The organism is Pseudomonas fluorescens, assembly GCF_019212185.1.
GTDB lineage: Bacteria > Pseudomonadota > Gammaproteobacteria > Pseudomonadales > Pseudomonadaceae > Aquipseudomonas.
Map to the genome: position 1 here is coordinate 2,089,717 of NZ_CP078138.1, position 17,616 is coordinate 2,107,332.

Annotated in this window: 14 protein-coding genes; 12 read left to right on the forward strand and 2 right to left on the reverse strand. The window is 61.0% G+C overall.

Annotated features, from left to right (window positions below):
- The first annotated feature begins 99 nt into the window (after nt 1-99).
- The 3 genes from KW062_RS09400 to KW062_RS09410 are packed head-to-tail and all read left to right on the forward strand — an operon-like array spanning nt 100 to nt 3,278.
- Entirely contained in the window at nt 100-1,509 is a 1,410-nt protein-coding gene (locus KW062_RS09400; protein ID WP_027618722.1) for a circularly permuted type 2 ATP-grasp protein, read from the forward strand.
- A 12-nt stretch (nt 1,510-1,521) separates the two neighbouring features.
- Nucleotides 1,522-2,472 carry an alpha-E domain-containing protein gene (locus KW062_RS09405; RefSeq protein ID WP_027618723.1) on the forward strand — a complete coding sequence of 317 codons (951 nt, stop codon included), beginning with the start codon at nt 1,522-1,524 and terminating at the stop codon, nt 2,470-2,472.
- Complete coding sequence (locus KW062_RS09410) at nt 2,469-3,278, forward strand: transglutaminase family protein (protein WP_027618724.1); 810 nt, start codon at nt 2,469-2,471, stop codon at nt 3,276-3,278. The genes KW062_RS09405 and KW062_RS09410 overlap by 4 nt, the downstream gene beginning before the upstream one ends.
- Nucleotides 3,279-3,285: 7 nt before the next feature.
- Here the strand turns inward: KW062_RS09410 and KW062_RS09415 are convergent, their stop codons facing one another.
- Nucleotides 3,286-4,092: a c-type cytochrome gene (locus KW062_RS09415; protein WP_105755891.1), complete on the reverse strand. Its 807-nt coding sequence runs from the start codon at nt 4,090-4,092 to the stop codon at nt 3,286-3,288.
- 610 nt (nt 4,093-4,702) lie between these two features.
- Here KW062_RS09415 and KW062_RS09420 point away from each other — a divergent pair.
- The 7 genes from KW062_RS09420 to KW062_RS09450 all read left to right on the forward strand — a co-directional run bounded on the left by KW062_RS09420 (nt 4,703) and on the right by KW062_RS09450 (nt 14,690).
- The gene (locus tag KW062_RS09420) at nt 4,703-5,908 is read left to right on the forward strand and encodes an acetyl-CoA C-acetyltransferase (RefSeq protein ID WP_105755892.1); all 1,206 of its coding nucleotides are present in this window, start codon (nt 4,703-4,705) and stop codon (nt 5,906-5,908) included.
- A gap of 26 nt (nt 5,909-5,934) precedes the next feature.
- Complete coding sequence (locus KW062_RS09425) at nt 5,935-8,079, forward strand: 3-hydroxyacyl-CoA dehydrogenase NAD-binding domain-containing protein (RefSeq protein WP_105755893.1); 2,145 nt, start codon at nt 5,935-5,937, stop codon at nt 8,077-8,079.
- A 95-nt stretch (nt 8,080-8,174) separates the two neighbouring features.
- Nucleotides 8,175-8,903 (forward strand): amidotransferase, encoded by a 729-nt coding sequence (locus KW062_RS09430; protein ID WP_027618728.1) that lies wholly within the window; start codon nt 8,175-8,177, stop codon nt 8,901-8,903.
- A gap of 395 nt (nt 8,904-9,298) precedes the next feature.
- Nucleotides 9,299-10,015: an MgtC/SapB family protein gene (locus tag KW062_RS09435; RefSeq protein ID WP_027618729.1), complete on the forward strand. Its 717-nt coding sequence runs from the start codon at nt 9,299-9,301 to the stop codon at nt 10,013-10,015.
- Between the two features lie 199 nt (nt 10,016-10,214).
- Nucleotides 10,215-10,649, forward strand: a complete 435-nt coding sequence (locus tag KW062_RS09440) for a hypothetical protein (RefSeq protein ID WP_027618730.1) — start codon at nt 10,215-10,217, stop codon at nt 10,647-10,649.
- 132 nt (nt 10,650-10,781) lie between these two features.
- Complete coding sequence (locus tag KW062_RS09445; protein WP_027618731.1) at nt 10,782-11,429, forward strand: response regulator transcription factor; 648 nt, start codon at nt 10,782-10,784, stop codon at nt 11,427-11,429.
- Between the two features lie 12 nt (nt 11,430-11,441).
- Nucleotides 11,442-14,690 carry a transporter substrate-binding domain-containing protein gene (locus KW062_RS09450; RefSeq protein ID WP_105755895.1) on the forward strand — a complete coding sequence of 1,083 codons (3,249 nt, stop codon included), beginning with the start codon at nt 11,442-11,444 and terminating at the stop codon, nt 14,688-14,690.
- Between the two features lie 64 nt (nt 14,691-14,754).
- Here the strand turns inward: KW062_RS09450 and KW062_RS09455 are convergent, their stop codons facing one another.
- Nucleotides 14,755-15,663, reverse strand: a complete 909-nt coding sequence (locus KW062_RS09455; protein ID WP_105755896.1) for a LysR substrate-binding domain-containing protein — start codon at nt 15,661-15,663, stop codon at nt 14,755-14,757.
- Between the two features lie 108 nt (nt 15,664-15,771).
- Here KW062_RS09455 and KW062_RS09460 point away from each other — a divergent pair, with 108 nt between their 5' ends.
- Nucleotides 15,772-16,638 (forward strand): pirin family protein, encoded by an 867-nt coding sequence (locus KW062_RS09460; RefSeq protein WP_027618734.1) that lies wholly within the window; start codon nt 15,772-15,774, stop codon nt 16,636-16,638.
- A 164-nt stretch (nt 16,639-16,802) separates the two neighbouring features.
- Nucleotides 16,803-17,429 carry an isochorismate family cysteine hydrolase YcaC gene (ycaC, locus tag KW062_RS09465; protein ID WP_027618735.1) on the forward strand — a complete coding sequence of 209 codons (627 nt, stop codon included), beginning with the start codon at nt 16,803-16,805 and terminating at the stop codon, nt 17,427-17,429.
- Nucleotides 17,430-17,616: the final 187 nt, after the last annotated feature.

The following is a 17,616-nucleotide window of genomic DNA, read 5'->3' on the forward strand; positions in this document are numbered from 1 at the left end:
TGCTTGCGGCGTCATCAAGCAACCTATTGAAATTGAAGGGTTATTGCCGCTGGCACGGGCCTTGCGAAGGCAAAGTGTCCGAGTGACAAGGAGTACGGCATGATCCGCACCTATTTTGACGAGATGTACGACGCGGGTGGCCAGGTCCGTCCGCACTACCGGGAATTCGCCCGTTGGTTGGCCGAAACGCCTGACGAGCTGTTGGCACAACGCCGACGCGAGGCCGATCTGCTGTTTCATCGCGCCGGTATTACCTTCACCCTTTACGGCGACGAGCAGGGCACCGAGCGCCTGATTCCTTTCGATACCATCCCCCGCAGCATTCCCGCCAGCGAGTGGCGCATCGTCGAGCGTGGCTGCATACAAAGGGTCAAGGCCCTGAATATGTTCCTCGCCGACCTGTACCACGAGCAGCGGATCATCAAGGCCGGCATTATTGCCCCGGAACAGGTACTGGCCAACGAGCAATACCAGCTCGCCATGCAGGGTCTGGACCTGCATCGCGATATCTACTCGCATATCTCTGGCGTCGACCTGGTACGCGACGGCGATGGCACCTACTACGTGCTCGAGGACAACCTGCGCACCCCCAGCGGTGTCAGCTACATGCTCGAAGACCGCAAGATGATGATGCGCCTGTTCCCGGAGTTGTTCGCCGCGCAGCGTATTGCACCCATCGATCATTATCCCAATCTGTTGCTCGACACACTGAAAAGCTCCAGCCCCATCGATGACCCCAGTGTCGTGGTGCTGACCCCGGGGCGCTTCAACAGTGCCTTCTTCGAGCACGCCTTCCTTGCCCGGGAAATGGGCGTGGAACTGGTGGAGGGCGCGGATCTGTTCGTGCGTGATGACAAAGTCTTCATGCGCACCACGGATGGGCCGAAGGCCGTCGATGTGATCTACCGACGCCTCGACGATGCCTTCCTCGATCCATTGGCCTTCAATCCGGATTCAATGCTCGGGGTCCCGGGGCTGCTGTCGTCCTATCGCAGCGGTAACGTGGTGCTGGCCAATGCCATCGGCACCGGAGTGGCAGATGACAAGTCGGTGTATCCGTATGTCACCGAGATGATTCGTTTCTACCTCGACGAAGAGCCGATCCTGCAAAACGTGCCGACCTGGCAGTGTCGCAATCCATCGGAGCTGTCACACGTGCTGGCCCATCTGCCGGAGTTGGTGGTCAAGGAAACCCAGGGGTCCGGGGGCTACGGCATGCTGGTCGGCCCCGCTGCGACAGCCGCAGAGATCGAACTGTTTCGGGCACGGATCAAGGCCAAGCCGCACGCCTATATCGCCCAACCGACGTTATCGCTGTCGACCTGCCCGACCTTTGTCGAAAACGGTATCGCGCCGCGCCATATCGACCTGCGGCCGTTCGTCCTGTCCGGGCGTGAAACCCGCGTGGTGCCTGGCGGATTGACCCGAGTCGCGCTGCGTGAGGGCTCGTTGGTGGTCAACTCCTCACAGGGTGGTGGCACCAAGGACACCTGGGTCGTCGAGGATTGAAGGAAACTTGCCATGTTGAGTAGAACTGCTTCGGACCTGTATTGGATGTCGCGTTATCTGGAGCGGGCGGAAAACCTCGCACGGATGCTCGACATCAGCTATTCGCTGTCGCTGATGCCGCAGGACGGCCGCGGCGACGGCTTGCATGAACTGGCAATGCCCTTGCTGATCACCGGCACACTGGACGATTACCTGGAGCGCCACGGGGCGCTGCACGCCGAGCGCCTGCTGCACTTCTTCGCCCTCGATGCGGCCAATCCCGCCAGCATTTACAGCTGCCTGGGCGCGGCGCGGGCCAGTGCGCATGCAGTGCGTGGGCGAATTACCGCCGACATGTGGGAAAACATCAACGCGACCTGGCTGGAAATACGCGGCATTGCCGAGCAGGGCCTGGGTCGCTATGGCATGAGCCGCTTTTGCGAGTGGATCAAGGAGCGTTCGCACCTGTTTCGCGGTGCCTCCTACGGCACCATCATGCGCAACGATGCCTTCCGTTTCATTCGTCTGGGGACCTTCGTCGAGCGCGCCGACAACACCCTGAGACTGCTGGATGCGCGCTACGAAATGGCCGGCGACCAGGCGGAAGCCGTCAGTGATGGCACTGCTCACGCTTACTACCAGTGGAGCGCCTTGTTGCGGGCGTTGTCGTCATTCGAGGCTTACACCGAAATCTATCGCGATGCACCGGGCGCCCGTCAGGTCGCCGAGCTGTTGTTGCTGCGGGCCGACGTGCCGCGTTCGTTGCGCGCCTGCACCGAGGAGATCGATCAGATCCTCGCCCAGCTTCCCGGTATCAACGGTCGGCCGGCGCAACGCCTCGCGGCGGAAATGGACGCACGCCTGCGCTACACCGGAATCAACGAAATCCTCGACGAAGGGCTGCACGCCTGGCTGAACGAGTTCATCCCGCTGGTGCGCCAGTTGGGCAACGCCATACACAGTTCCTACCTGGAGGCGGCATGAGACTTTCCATTAGCCACGAAACCACCTACCACTACGATGATCAGGTGCGAGCGAGCATTCAGTATGTGCGCCTGACGCCCCACGACAGCGAGCGCCAGCACGTACTCAGTTGGCAGTTGGAGCTGCCGCGACCGGTGCGCGCCCAACTCGACCCCTTCGGCAATATCCTGCATGTGCTGACGCTGGACGAACCGCACGATGCGATCATCATTGGCGCGCGCGGGCTGGTCGAGATTGATGAGCAGCGCGAGGCTGAACACGAACAGCAATCGGCGTTGCCCTTTCTCCGGTTCACCCGCTTGACCGAGGCGGATGAGGCCTTGCGTGCATTCGCCGAACAGCAGTGTAAGCAACGGCGAGACCGCAGCGCGCTGATCGACCTGATGCACGGTCTGAACCGACACATGACCTACACACCTGGTTCTACCGCGGTGGAAACCCGCGCCGCGGACGCCTTCGCCGGACGCGCAGGTGTCTGTCAGGATCACGCCCACGCGTTTATCGCCTGCGCCCGCAGTCTCGGGGTTCCGGCGCGTTATGTGTCGGGGTACCTGTACAGTGAAAACAGCGAGCATCTGGCCAGCCATGCCTGGGCCGAAGCCTGGATCGACGATGCCTGGTACAGCTTCGACGTCACCAACCAACTGGCCCGGCCGGAGCGTCATTTGAAGCTGGCAGTCGGCCTCGATTACCTGGACGCCTGCCCGGTGCGCGGGATGCGTCGCGGCGGCGGCTACGAGCAGATGCACGCCAAGGTACTTGTCTCGCCCATGCCGCTGCCGGTGATCACCGTGCAGCAGCAATAGTCGACCATCAGGGATTGGTTTTGCGCCCGGCCATGTGCCGCAGATAGTCGACGAGCATCTGCAACTCGGCGTCTGGCAACACCGCGGTGGAGAAGCCCGGCATCTTCGCCTGCGGCCATTGGCGCAGGCTCTGCGGATCGCGAATGTAGCGGGTGAGGAATTCGGCGCCGAAATATTCAGTGGGGCTGTAGGGAATGTTCAGGTCCGGACCGAATTGCGCGTCCCCCGCGCCATTAAGGCGATGGCAGGCCAAGCAGTTCTTCTGGAATAGGGCGAAGCCTTGATTGATTGGGTCATTGGCGGCCAGGGCCGGGTCAGGCAGCAGGGCAGGGAAGCGTTCGGCAACGGCAGCCAGGCGCTTGATGCTGGCGACCTGGAAGGGCCACTGTTCAGGGCTGATATGCCCGATTTCCGGGTGGGTCCACACCAGATAGAACGGCCCTGCGCTGGGTTTGCCGCTCGCCAGGGGCGGCCAGGGTTGCGCCGGGTCCTCGATGGCCAGCCATGCCTTTGCGCCTTGGGTATTCATGAGCGGTGCGGCTGGCAGTTCGGCGGCAAAACCGTCCAGGGCCACGGCCTGCAAGTGGTCCGAATCCTTGATACCCGCCAGCAGGACCGCCAGCGGTACGGCGCGGTACTGCATGTCGCGTTTGTAGGAGACATCGTCAGTGACGGTGATGGTTCGCGCCTGCGGCAATTGCAGCAATTCCCGGGTCTGCCAAGTGCGGCTGCCGTTGCCCAGGTCCAGCACCAGTTGCGCGGCCTGTAAAGGCAGGCCAAGCAACAGGGCGGCAAGGAAGAGTAGGGTTTTCACGTGATCGCCATCCGGTCGTGGTTATGCCGTGAAGGTTGGCACAGGCACGATAGCTCGAACAGCGGACACAGCAGATATTGCGTAGGAGAGCATAAGTTGTGGGCGCTGGCTTATCCGATGACCTTCGTCAGGTTCGGCAAAATCAGCAGCAGGGTAGTGGCGAACAGAATGAGCCCGGCTTGACGCACTTTTGGTTGTTTGAACATGGCTGACCGCCTTTTTTGTTATTTCCTGAGCGTCGAATGCTTGCCTGCATTTCTCCATGACGGCAAAGCGCTTTTTCTTACTTCTCTGGGTACGGGGGCCTCGGCAAAACCCGACGACAACCTCGTACTCTTACCTTAGGGGCCGCACGGGCTGCGGTTTAGATCCATTTCATATCAGCTTGGTGCGGAAAGTTTCTAAAAGCGCATAAGGCCTATTGCCAGCTGCTGTGCCGCCCTTTTGCTAGACAGTCCGCCGTCCTGAAACGGTTAACCCGATAGCTGACTACCGTTCGTCTGAGCGTCGACGTCAAGGTTATTGAGCGCTTGAGTCATTGAATCCAACGTCGCACGGCATAAGGTGACGTTTCATTGACCTGCTGCCTGCCTGGCCCTACGAGGATGTCATGACCCAAGCCTTGATTTTCGATGCGATACGCACTCCCCGTGGCCGTGGCAAGGCCGACGGTGCGCTGTACAGCGTCAAACCGGTGAGTCTGCTGGCCGGTCTGTTGGCGGCGCTGCAACAGCGCACGCAACTGGATACCAGTCAGGTCGATGACATCGTCCTGGGGTGCGTCACCCCGGTGGGTGATCAGGGGGCTGACATCGCCAAGACCGCCGCGTTGGTGGCCGATTGGGATGTCAGCGTCGCCGGCGTGCAGATCAACCGGTTCTGTGCCTCGGGCCTTGAGGCGGTCAACCTTGGCGCGATGAAAGTGCGTTCCGGCTTCGAGGACCTGGTGGTGGTCGGTGGCGTCGAGTCAATGTCGCGGGTCCCCATGGGCAGCGACGGTGGGGCTTGGGCGATGGACCCACAGACTAACCTGCACACGCACTTCACTCCGCAGGGCGTCGGCGCTGATCTAATTGCCACGCTTGAAGGCTTCAGCCGCGAGGACGTCGACCGTTTCGCCCTGCAATCCCAACTCAAGGCGGCTCGCGCCCGGGCAGATGGCTCCTTCAGCAAATCCCTGGTGCCGGTGCAGGACCAGAACGGCATTGTGTTGCTTGATCATGACGAATTCATTCGCGCCGACTCGACGCTCGAAGGCCTGGGCAAGCTTAAGCCGAGTTTCGAAATGATCGGCCAGATGGGTTTCGACGCCACCGCGCTGCGGGTCTACAGCCATGTCGAACGGATTCACCACGTGCATACGCCGGGCAACAGTTCGGGGATCGTCGACGGCGCTGCGCTGATGCTGGTTGGCTCCGAAGCCAAGGGCAAAGCCCTGGGTTTGCAGGCGCGTGCGCGAATTGTCGCCACCGCCGTCACCAGCACCGACCCGACCATCATGCTCACCGGGCCCGCGCCAGCGACGCGCAAGGCCTTGGCCAAGGCCGGGTTGCGGGTTGAAGACATCGATCTGTTCGAGGTCAACGAAGCCTTCGCCTCGGTGGTGCTCAAGTTCATCAAGGACATGGCCGTCGACCCGGCCAAGGTCAACGTCAACGGAGGCTCGATTGCCCTGGGTCATCCGCTGGGTGCTACCGGCTGCGCGATTCTCGGCACCTTGCTTGATGAACTGGAGGTGCGCCAGCAACGCTATGGCCTGGCCACACTCTGTGTCGGCGGCGGCATGGGTATCGCCACCATCATCGAGCGCCTTTGAGCCCCCTGACTGCGAGGAACTGTTCCATGAATGAAGCCATTCGTTACGAAGCAGGCCAGGACCGCATCGTGGTGCTGACCATCGACATGCCCGGCCAGAGCGCCAACACCATGAACGCGGCGTACGGCGCAGCCATGGCCACGTGTGTGGCGCGTCTGTTGGCGGAAAAGGAATCGATCGCCGGGGTGATCATCACCTCGGCGAAAAAGACCTTTTTCGCCGGCGGCGACCTCAACGAGCTGATCAAGGTCGACAAGGCGCACGCCAAGGCCTTTTACGACCGGGTGCTGGAGCTCAAGCAACAATTGCGAACCCTGGAAACCCTCGGCAAGCCCGTCGTGGCGGCGATCAACGGTGCGGCATTGGGCGGTGGCTGGGAGATCTGCCTGGCGTGCCATCATCGGATTGCACTGGACCATCCCTCGTTGCAGATCGGCCTGCCGGAAGTGACCCTGGGCCTGTTGCCAGGCGGCGGTGGGGTAGTGCGCATGGTGCGCAAACTGGGACTGGAAAAAGCCCTGCCGTATTTGCTAGAAGGCAAGAAGGTGCGGGCGGCGCAAGCCCTGCAGGCTGGGCTGGTGGATCAGTTGGCGGTTGATCGTGACGAGCTGCTGGCCAAGGCCCGCGCCTGGATCCTGGCCAACCCCGCGCCGCAACAACCCTGGGATGTGAAGGGTTACCAGATTCCCGGCGGCACGCCCTCCCATCCCAAGGTCGCGCAAATGCTCGCCATCGCCCCGTCGATCCTGCGCAGCAAGACCCAGGGCTGCATGCCAGCCCCGGAAAAGATCCTTTGTGCGGCGGTCGAGGGCGCGCAGGTGGATTTCGACACCGCGCAGTTGATCGAGACCCGTTACTTCACAGAGCTGACCACCGGCCAGGTGGCGAAGAACATGATCGGGACCTTCTGGTTCCAACTCAACCAGATCAACGCCGGCGGTTCGCGGCCTCAGAGCTTTGCCCCCTATGTGACGCGCAAGGTCGGGGTGCTGGGCGCGGGCATGATGGGCGCCGGAATAGCCTATGTCAGCGCCGTCGCCGGGATCGAGGTGGTACTCAAGGACATCAATCTGGCGGCGGCCGAGAAGGGCAAGGCGCATTCGGCGGCATTACTCGACAAGAAGGTTGCCCGTGGCCAGCTCAGCATTGAGCAACGCGATATCACGCTGGCACGCATCCAGCCCACTGCCCAGGATGCCGATCTCGCGGGTTGCGACCTGATTATCGAAGCCGTCTTCGAAGACCGCGAACTCAAGGCCAGGGTTTCGGCGGCGGCGCAGCAGGTGGTCGGTGACCAGGCGCTGATCGCCTCCAACACCTCGACCTTGCCGATCACCGGCCTCGCCCGGGCAGTCCCGGATCCGAGCAAGTTCATTGGCCTGCATTTCTTCAGCCCGGTGGACAAGATGCCTTTGGTGGAAATCATCAAAGGTGCGCAAACCAGCGACGAGAGCCTGGCCCGAGGCTTCGATTTTGTCCTGCAAATCAAAAAGACTCCAATTGTGGTCAATGACAGTCGCGGCTTCTTCACCTCGCGAGTCTTTGGCACCTTCACCAACGAAGGGATTGCCATGCTTGGCGAGGGGGTTGCCGCGCCGTTGATCGAAACCGAGGCGCGCAAGGCCGGGATGCCCATCGGTCCGCTGGCGATTTCCGACGAAGTCTCGCTGAGCCTGATGAGTCATATCCGCCAGCAGACCGCCAAAGACCTGGAGGCCGAAGACCGGCCGCTGCCCAGTCATCCGGCGTTCGCCATGATCGACCTGATGCTCAACCAGTATCAGCGTGCAGGCAAGGTGGCCGGCGCGGGTTTCTATGACTATCCGCCAGGGGCGCAGAAGCACCTGTGGCCTGAGCTGAAAGCGCGTTTCGAGCGCGCCGACCGGCAAATCCCGGCCAAGGATGTGCGCGACCGCCTGTTGTTCGTACAAGCCCTGGAAACCGTGCGCTGTGTCGAGGAGGGCGTGCTGATGTCGACGGCGGACGCCAACATCGGCTCGATTTTCGGCATCGGCTTTGCGCCCTGGACGGGCGGGGCGCTGCAGTTCATCAACCAGTATGGGGTCAAGGATTTCGTCGCGCGCAGCCAGTATCTGACCGAGCAATATGGCGAACGCTTCACCCCGCCGGCGTTGCTGCTGGCGAAAGCGTCGCGGGGCGAGCTGTTTTAAGCGCATGATGGGGATTGGAGGGCTTGCCTTGTCACGGTGTTTCGAGGCAGGCTCTGGGGTGTTCATTATTCCCATCATCGTGTCAGGTATTTTTTATGTCGCTACGCATCTGCATTCTGGAAACCGACAACCTGCGTCCAGAACTGGTCGATCAATACCAGGGTTACGGGCAGATGTTCCAGCGTCTGTTTTCCCAACAGCCGATCGCTGCCGAGTTCACCGTCTATAACGTGGTGCAGGGCGAATACCCCAGCGACGACCTGAGCTTCGATGCCTACCTGGTTACCGGCAGCAAGGCCGATTCGTTCGGCACCGACCCTTGGATCGAAACCCTGCGCACCTACCTGTTGGCGCGTTACGAGCGTGGCGACAAGCTGCTGGGTGTGTGTTTCGGCCATCAATTGCTGGCCCTGCTGCTGGGTGGCAAGAGTGAACGCGCTACCCAGGGGTGGGGCGTCGGCACTCACAGCTATAAACTGGCGGCCAAAGCGCCGTGGATGAGTCCGGTGCGGGAAGAGTTGACGTTATTGATCAGCCATCAGGATCAGGTCACTCAGTTGCCGGAAAACGCCACGGTGATCGCCTCCAGCGATTTCTGCCCGTACGCCGCCTATCATATCAACGATCAGGTGCTGTGCTTCCAGGGCCACCCGGAATTCATTCACGACTATTCGCGGGCGTTGCTCGATATCCGCCAGGAATTTCTTGGCGAACAGATCTATCAGAAGGGCGTGGCCAGCCTGGCCCAGGACCATCATGGCACCACGGTTGCCGAGTGGATGATGCGTTTTGTTGCCCACAAGCCGCAAAACCAGGCGTCCTGATTCGCCGTCAGTGCAGCCGGCGGCTGAACCCTCGCTGAACGCTCCGGGGAATGGTCAAAGGCTGCCTGTTTCATAGGTTTACTCAAATAAACCGGAGGCGTAAGCTGCGCGCGTTTTCATTAATTGCGGAGACCCACAGTGGGTACTTGTTCGAGTGACAGTTGTCGACCGGTTTTGCTGACCGGCACCTTCTCGGCAAGATAACGCGCAATCCCTGTTGCCGTTGTCGCGCTGAAAAACAGCGAACAGCGGCATCCCGATCCCGGTCCCAGGCGGCCGATTCCCTTTGCCCCTTTCATCGACACTTGCCCTGGCCCATGGTGCCGGGACAGCGCTCGGCCGTATCTGGCTGTTGGTCTCCCCGTTGCCACCGTATCGAGGCAAGGAATAGCGCCATGCAAGCCATCAACAACATCAACCTCAATTCGCTGGTCGACACCCTGGTCAGCCTCAGCGCCGCGTTCATCCTCGGAGGCCTGATCGGCTTCGAGCGTCAGTACCGGCAACGCACGGCGGGCCTGCGCACCAATGTGCTGGTGGCGGTCGGTGCGGCAATTTTTGTCGACATGGCCAACCGCCTGGGCGGTGCCGAAGGCGCGGTGCGCGTGGTGGCCTACGTGGTCTCCGGGATCGGCTTTCTCGGCGCTGGGGTGATCATGCGTGAAGAGGGCAACGTACGCGGCCTGAATACTGCCGCCACGCTGTGGGCATCGGCGGCGGTGGGGGCGTGCGCCGGCGCCGACCTGGTCCTCGAAGCGCTGCTGGGCACGTTATTTGTGCTGGCGGCCAACACCTTGCTGCGACCTATCGTCAACAACATCAACCGCCAGCCGATGGATGTGGTGTCTGCCGAGGTCACGAATATCGTTTACGTCATCGCCCGACGCTCGACGCAGAAAGCGGTTTTTGCCTTGCTGGAAGCCGAACTTGAGCGCAGCAACTATCCGGCCAGCGATGTCGATGTGCATGCCTTTGGCAGTGACGAAGTGGAAATCGAGGCGACCTTGGCCACGACCTCTGTCGACGGCGACGAACTGGATGCGCTGGTGGCGCGGCTGAGCCTGTCGCCGTTGGTGCAGCAGGCGTTCTGGAGTCCGAGTACGACCGAGTAGTAGGCATCCTCCGGATGCGCCGCCCTGTGCTATGCGCTGGCTGCATGGGATGCGGATCGATTAAAAAACAGGGTGGTCAATGGAACTGTTTCTTTCGGAATAGTCCTACAGAAAGCCGTGGGCATTGTCCTTAGTCTTACAGGTTCTTGAAAGGGCAGGGTGTTAGCCAGCCCCATCGTCATTGCAGAGTCCGTCACCTATGCCGAATAAAGCCTTGCGTATCCTGATCGCCGATGAACAGCATTTTCATCGAATGAAAATCGAACGTGGCCTCAACCAGCTTGGTTACTACCGAATCGCCCCCGTGCACTCGCTTGCCGAGCTGCTCACTGTCGTCGAGTACGGCTGCGAAGCCTTCGACCTGGTGATCTTCAATGCCGGGCTGACCGTGGGCACTGGCCTGGATCCCCTGGCGTTCTGCCAGGATAACCTGCAGATCCGCCACGCCCTGATCTACGATGCCGGCCAGGCTGGATTGAACCCGGTGCCTGCGGCGCGGTGGCACAATGTCCAGATGACCCGGGCAGTGTTGCCGAATCAGGAAACCCTCGAAAGCCTGATGCTCAGGGTTGACGCACCCCTTCCTCTTTCCACATGTGCAAACGCCCGTCAACAAGAGGGCTTGCGCGCCTGAGTTTGCCCAGTTGCAGGCTGCCGCTCGTCGGAACTGTCAGATCTGACAGGTAGCCTGTACTCATTTGTCGTGCAATAGTCATTGCGCAGTCGCTGTGCCAGCCAAGGCACACGTACTACATCAGGAATAAACATGAGCTCACTGTTGATCGTCGATGATCATCCGGTAATTCGTGCCGCTCTGAAAATAGTTCTTGGGGCACTCAAGGACGCCAACCACCGCACGCTCTTCCACGACATCCGGGAGGCGTCCAACGCTGCCGATGCACAACTGTTGCTGCGCCAGCATTGTCCCACGCTGGTGGTGCTGGACCTGAACATGCCCGGGCTCAGCGGGCTCGACTTTCTCAGCCGATTGCAGCGTGACAAGGTCCAGACGCGGGTCGTGGTATTCACGGCCAATGAGCCGCGGTTTTATGCCGAGCGTTGCACCCGGGCCGGCGCTCTGGGGTTCGTTGAAAAAACCAATGACCTGCAGGAGCTGTGTAACGCCATCAAGGCGCTAATGAGTGGCTATACCTACTTCCCTCGACTGGATACCAGTTCGGTAAACCTGAGCAGCATGGAAGTCGACGAGAAAAAACTGATCGACTCGCTCTCGGACCGCGAGCTGACGATTTTTCAATCCCTTGCCCGAGGTGCCACCAATAAGGAAATTGCCGAGAACATGCACCTGAGCCACAAGACCGTCAGCACCTACCGTACCCGAATGATCATCAAACTTAACGTCAAGTCCCTGGTACACCTGAGGGATTTTGCCAAGCGCAACCATCTACTGTGAGGAAGCTTGTCGATGCGTGCCTGGTGGCGGGTTCCATTGCTGCTCAGCCTGGTGTGGTCCCATGCCGCTCCCGCCGCTGAACCAGAGCCTCTGCAACTGTTGGGGCGCTCAAGCGTCGAAGGCTATCGGGTTGAACTGAACCCGGCGGACTGGCGCTGGCTCAGGGACAAGGGGCACCTGCGACTGGGCACCTCGGCCCCGGATTACCCGCCCTTTGAAAACACCATCAACGAGCACAATTTCGAAGGCGTCACGGCGGACTTTGCGGCGCTGATTGCCCAGTTGCTGCGGACCCCGGTCGAGGTCAAGCGTTACCCGTCCCGTGAGGCTGCGATTGTCGCACTCAAACAGGGGGAGATAGATCTGCTGGGTTCCGCCAACGGTTTTGAAGCGGCAGATTCGGGGTTGACGATGTCCCGCCCTTACGCCGAGGACGCTCCGATACTGGTGAGTCGGGTGGGTGACAGTGCGCGATTGACTGCGGATCTTACCGATCTGCGGGTGGCGATGCTCGACCACTACTTGCGCCCCGAGACCATCAAGGCCGCTTATCCCAATGTTCGCCTGGAACTCTATCCCTCAACCTTGAGCGCCATGGGCGCCGTGGCATTTGGTGGCGCGGACGCCTACCTGGGTGACTCCATCAGCGCGAGTTACCTAATCAACAAAAACTACCTGAGCAACGTCGAACTGGCGCAATTCACGCGCATGGAAGTCAATGCATTCGGGTTTGCGCTGCAGCAGGACAACAGGCGACTGCGACGTATCATCGATGGCGCATTGGCGGCGATTCCGGACCAGGAGCGCACCACCATCCTGCGCCGCTGGAGCGCCGGCAGCCATTTCAGCAACGCCCAGCGCGTGCAATTGAGTGCCAGTGAACAGCGTTGGCTGGACCGACATCCCTCGGTCAAAGTGGGCTTCATGGGGAATTTCGCGCCCCTGGCCTTTACCGATGAAAATGCCCGGTTCAGCGGCCTCAGTGCCCAGGTACTGGACCGCATAAGCCTGCGCACCGGTCTGAAGTTCGAGGCATTGCGCGGTGACTCATTCAACGAGCAGATCGAGCGACTCAAGTCCGGACAACTGGACCTGATGGCGGTCATTACCCCCAGTATCGAGCGTCAAGAGACATTGCGCTTCACCCGGCCGTACCTGAGCAACCCCTACGTACTGGTCTGCACCCTGGGCAGCAAGGCGCCCATTACCTTGAATGATCTGGCGGGAAAACGCGTGGCGGTGGTCGGGCGCAACGCCCTGCGCGAGCTGATTCTGAGCCATGCGCCGGATGTGCGTTTCATCGAAGTAGACAGCCCCGCCCAGGCCATGGAGTTGGTTGCCAGTGGTGGTGCCGATGCGGCATTGAACTCATTGATCAGCGCTCGCTACATCATCGCCAGGCAATACCGCGGCAAGCTGCAAGTGGCAAGCACTGTGGGGGCCGAGCCGGTGCACATCAGTTTTGCCACCCAGCGCGGCGCGCTTGAACTGCACTCGATCCTCAACAAGGCCCTGCTCAGCATTGGGCCGGAAGAAATGGACGAGTTGGCCGGCCGCTGGCGCAGCGGGCTGCCGGTCGATGACAGCTATTGGTCGCGGCATCGCACCTCGATCATTCAGGGATTCGTTGCGGCCGGGTTGTTGTTGCTGCTGGCCGTGGGCTGGATCACCTACCAGCGCAGTTTGATTCGCAAGCGCCAGGTGCTACTGGACCAGGTGCAGCAAGCCAGGGTCGACGCCGACGATGCCAACCGCGCCAAGAGCACGTTCCTGGCGACCATGAGCCATGAAATTCGCACCCCGATGAACGCCCTGATCGGCATGCTCGAGTTGGCCACCAAGCGGGCGGAGCAGGGCGTGACCGATCGGATGGCCATTGAGGTGGCGAGCGAGGCTGCGCAGCATCTGCTGGAGTTGATCGGCGATATTCTCGATATCTCGCGGATCGAGTCCGGGCATTTGTCCCTGACCCCGGAACGGGCCAATCTGCGTGGGCTGGTCGAGTCGGTCAGCAAGGTATTCGAAGGACTGGCACGGCAAAAAAACCTGTCATGGCAAGTCGAATACGATGTACACAGCCCCCAGGACGCGCTGGTCGACCCGATGCGTTTCAAGCAGATTCTTTCCAACCTTCTGAACAATGCCATCAAGTTCACCCGCGAGGGCTACGTTCGCCTGGCGTTGCACGTCGAGCCGGGCACGCTTGCCGGCCAGTTGAATGTGCGTTTGCTGATCGAAGACAGCGGGGTCGGTATCAGCGACGTCGATCAGCAGCGGCTGTTCAACCCGTTTGTACAAGCTGCCGGAAATGGCCAGGACGCTCGGGGCGGCTCCGGCCTGGGCCTGGTGATCAGCCGTTCCCTGTGCGAAATGATGGGTGGAACTTTGCAGTTGAGCAGCGAGCCGGGCCTGGGCACGCGAATCGAAGTCAGCCTGCAACTGCCGGCCCTGGCGATGCTGGCGGACGCGCCCGGAACCGCCGACACGCCCGTCGAGTCCCCGCGCCCGCTGAATGTGCTGGTGGTGGACGATTACCCGGCCAATCGCCTGCTGCTGGCCGAGCAACTCGGCCATCTCGGGCATCGGGTGCGCGATGCCAACGACGGTGAACAAGGGCTGGCAAGCTGGCGTGACGAGGCGTTCGATGTGGTGATCACTGACTGCAACATGCCCAGGCTCAATGGTTATGCCCTGGCGCAGGCGATCCGCGAGGAGGAACTGCAGCGTGGCCGCAAGCGCTGCCTGATCCTCGGATTTACCGCAAATGCGCAGCCGGAAGAAAAGCTCCGCTGCCTGCAGGCGGGCATGGATAACTGCCTGTTCAAACCCATCGGCCTGCAAGTCCTGAGCGCCGCCTTGGCAGGTATCACGTCCCAGCCCACAGCCCCGACCTCGTTAGCCCCGGCAGCCAATGGCCCCGCGGAAATCGACCTCAGCAGTCTGGAGTCGCTCGCCGGAAACAATCGCGAGTTGCTGGACAATCTGCTGGCGGAAGTGGCCTCCAGTAATGCCCAGGACCACCAGCAATTGCAGGCTGCGCATGCCGAGGGTGACCCGCGTGCCTTGCTCGACCTCGCCCATCGGATCAAGGGCGGAGCCAGGATGGTCAATGCGCGGAACTTGATCATTGGCTGTGAGCAACTGGAGCAGGCCTGCAACGAGCCCGTTGACCGCGCCGTGCTGGATCAGGCCGTGCAAGACCTTCAGGACGCCATGCAGCGCCTCGATCGCTACCTCAACACCCGGCCCGTCAGTCCCTGAAAAGCCCTGCCATCCCGCACGCTCTGACTGAGCGCCTGTTACGAGTCCAGCCTGAACCGACCGCTCAGGCGATGTCGCTTTGACTGAATTCCTCACCCAAAAAGTCGATCAAGGTCCGCACCGACGGCAGCAGGCCGCGGCGCGAGGGGAAGATCGCATGGACAATCCCGCACTTGGGCGCCCAGCCCGGTACCAGTTCAATCAAGCGACCGGCCGTCAGGTCGTCGCGCACCACCACCGCCGGCAAGTGGGCGACGCCCAGGCCTTCCAGCACAGCGGTACGCAGGGCAATCAGGTCGTCGGTGACCAGCCGTGGATGATGGCGGATCAGCGCGCTGGCCTCCTGCGGACCGAACAGTTCCCACTGGTATTCCCGTTGTGCGGCACCCCAGTGCAGGCTCGGCAGGCCACTTAGATCGGCAGGCGAGGCGGGCTTTGACAGGCGCTCGGCAAACGCCGGATGCCCCACCAGGGTCTGGGTGCTGTTGCCCAGTACCTTCATCACCAGGTCAGTGTTTTCCAGCGGCGGAAAACGCACTCGCAGGGCAATGTCGAAACCCTCGTGGATCAGGTCGACGCGGCGGTTGGTGCTCTCGATGAACAACTCCACCAAAGGGTATTTGAGCATGTAGCGGGTCAGCATCGGCCCGACCCAGGAATTGAGCAGTGCAGTCGGGCAACTGATGCGCACCAGGCCCTGGGGTTCGGAGCGGTTGCGCTCAATCAGTTCGGCGGCGCTTTCCGCTTCCACGCGCATCGCCAGGCAGCGCTGGTAGTAGGCCTGGCCGATTTCGGTGAGCGAACAGTGGCGGCTGCTGCGATGGATCAGCCGCACGCCAAGGCGCTCTTCGAGCTGGGCGATACGCCGGCTGAGCTTCGATTTCGGCATGTCCAGGGCTCGCCCGGCGGCGGCAAAACCACCGTGTTCCACCACTTCGGTGAAGTAGTACAGGGTGTTGAGGTCTTCCACCATCGTTCTCCAAATAGAACGCTAAGGGCAATTTTTGCAGTCTATCGCAGCAAAGGGTGCGCAATTAAGCTTTGTCCATGTTCTGACTCACCCCCCCCCTTCGGAGGCACCATGAAAAACATCATCGGTATCTACACCAGCCCAAGAGCGCACTGGGTGGGCGACGGTTTCCCGGTTCGTACGCTGTTTTCCTACGACAGCCTGGGCAAACACATCAGCCCGTTCTTGCTGCTGGACCACGCCGCTGCAACTGAATTCACCCCAACCACCGAGCGTCGTGGCGTAGGCCAACACCCCCATCGCGGATTCGAAACCGTGACCATCGTCTACAAGGGCGAACTGGAACACCGCGACTCCACCGGCAGTGGCGGCAAGATCGGTCCCGGCGATGTGCAATGGATGACGGCGGCCAAGGGCATTCTTCACGAAGAGTTTCACTCTGCAGATTTCGCCAAAAGCGGCGGCACCCTGGAGATGGTCCAGCTGTGGGTCAACCTGCCGGCCAAGGACAAAATGGCCGACGCCGGTTATCAGACCCTGCTCGACGCAGATATCCCGACTATCGCCCTGAAGGACCAGGCCGGCAGCCTGCGCCTGATTGCCGGTGAATTTGCCGGACACCAAGGGCCGGCGAAGACCTTCACCCCAATCGATGTCTGGGACATCCGCCTGAATGCCGGCAAGTTGCTGACCCTCGACCTGCACGAAGGCCGCAACACCGCGCTGGTGGTGCTTCGCGGCACGCTGCAGGTCAATGGCCAGGAACTGGTGCGTGAAGGGCAGTTGGCGCTGTTCGAGCGCGACGGCGACCAACTCAGCCTCGAAGCCAACCAGGACGCGGTGGTGCTGGTGCTCAGTGGTGAACCGATCGACGAGCCGATCGTCGGCCACGGCCCGTTCGTGATGAACACCGAGCAAGAGATTCACCAGGCGTTTGCCGATTTCCAGTCCGGTCGTTTTGGCCGGATGCACGGCTGACGCCTGTTGGCGACGATTGGCACCTGCCTGGGTTTGCGGGTGGTGCCAATCCAGATGTTGGCTACGCTCTCTGAGCTGCAAGGCTTGTGCAACCGTAGCGACGTTAACCGAGTACCCCCACGCCGAAGCTGATTCGGCATCGATAACACGAGAGGACTACTGCAATGGCTACTGACTACAAGCGTCTGGACAAGGATAACGCCGCGGTATTGCTGGTCGATCATCAGGCGGGCCTGCTGTCGCTGGTTCGCGATATCGAGCCGGACCGCTTCAAGAACAACGTGCTGGCACTGGCCGACCTGGCCAAGTACTTCAAGCTGCCGACCATCCTCACCACCAGTTTCGAGACCGGTCCCAACGGCCCGCTGGTTCCCGAGCTGAAGGCGCTGTTTCCCGATGCGCCGTACATCGCTCGCCCGGGGCAGATCAATGCCTGGGACAACGAAGACTTCGTCAAGGCGATCAAGGCCACCGGCAAAAAGCAACTGATCATCGCCGGCGTGGTGACCGAAGTCTGCGTGGCCTTCCCGGCACTCTCGGCCCTGGCCGAAGGCTTCGAAGTGTTCGTCGTCACCGATGCCTCCGGGACCTTCAACGAACTGACCCGTCAATCGGCCTGGGATCGCATGTCCTCCTCCGGCGCGCAACTGATGACCTGGTTCGGCCTGGCCTGCGAGCTGCACCGCGACTGGCGCAATGACGTCGAAGGTCTGGGAACCCTGTTCTCCAACCACATTCCGGACTACCGTAACTTGATGACCAGCTACAACACCTTGACCAATAGCAAATAATCCTCGGCCGCTGGATTTTGTGAATCACAGAATCCAGATTTGCCTTGAACAAACACTGTGGGAGCGAGCCTGCTCGCGAAAGACGCTCAGACGACGCATTCATCCAGGCAAAACTCGTCATCGTTGACGATCTTCGCGAGCAGGCTCGCTCCCACAAGGAATGCGGTATTCCAAACACCTAATTTTT